The sequence below is a fragment of the Paenibacillus sp. 01T422 genome, assembly GCF_056398785.1.
In genome coordinates, this window is sequence record NZ_JBFTQB010001498.1 from 1 (window position 1) to 685 (window position 685).

Annotated in this window: 1 protein-coding gene; it reads right to left on the reverse strand. The window is 40.7% G+C overall.

The window, feature by feature from the left end; genetic code table 11:
• Positions 1-226: 226 nt before the first annotated feature.
• Positions 227-685 (reverse strand): helix-turn-helix domain-containing protein (locus tag AC1DUA_RS39825; protein WP_477504903.1); only part of this gene is annotated, 459 nt, incomplete at its 5' end.

The following is a 685-nucleotide window of genomic DNA, read 5'->3' on the forward strand; positions in this document are numbered from 1 at the left end:
GATATACACAAGCATATATGAGGATTATTAAATTAACCTTAAAATAGTTTTACAATTTTGAAACAAACTTGCATTTCATGTATATGTTTTAAAACTATTCAAATTAATTCCTCAATTTGGAGCTACTAATCTGCTAGCTTTTTCCGTTGTCAAAGAATATACGATTCAGAAGGCAAAAAAGTTCCATACTCTATGAAAAACTACATGAAAAATTTGTGAATTTTTTTTAATTTTGCGAATCTTTCTGCCGAAACAGCTTTGGCGAGATCCCGAATCGATGTTTAAAGGCACGATGAAAATACGGATAGCTGCCGAAACCGCAGCTCAAGGCGATTTGCTCCAGGGACATGGAGCTATCGTGCATCCGTTCCACTGCGCTGGATAAACGGACTTCCAACGCGTATTGAATCATGGTTTTGCCGAAACATTCTTTGAACAAATGAACAGCGCGAGATACGCTTAGTCCCACATGGTCAGCTACATCATCCACTTTGAAGGTGGCTGTAGCATGCGCCTCGATAAACCTTTTCATTCGAGTACCTGTAAAAGGTCGTCCTTGCAAGGAAACAGTTTCCGTTGCCGCGCGTTCTACATATAGGCATAGCGCTTGCAGTAAATACCCGCTAAGCTCAGGATTCTCTTCTTCCATTCTGCGTTTCTCGAGAATAAGCTGGCGCCACAGTGA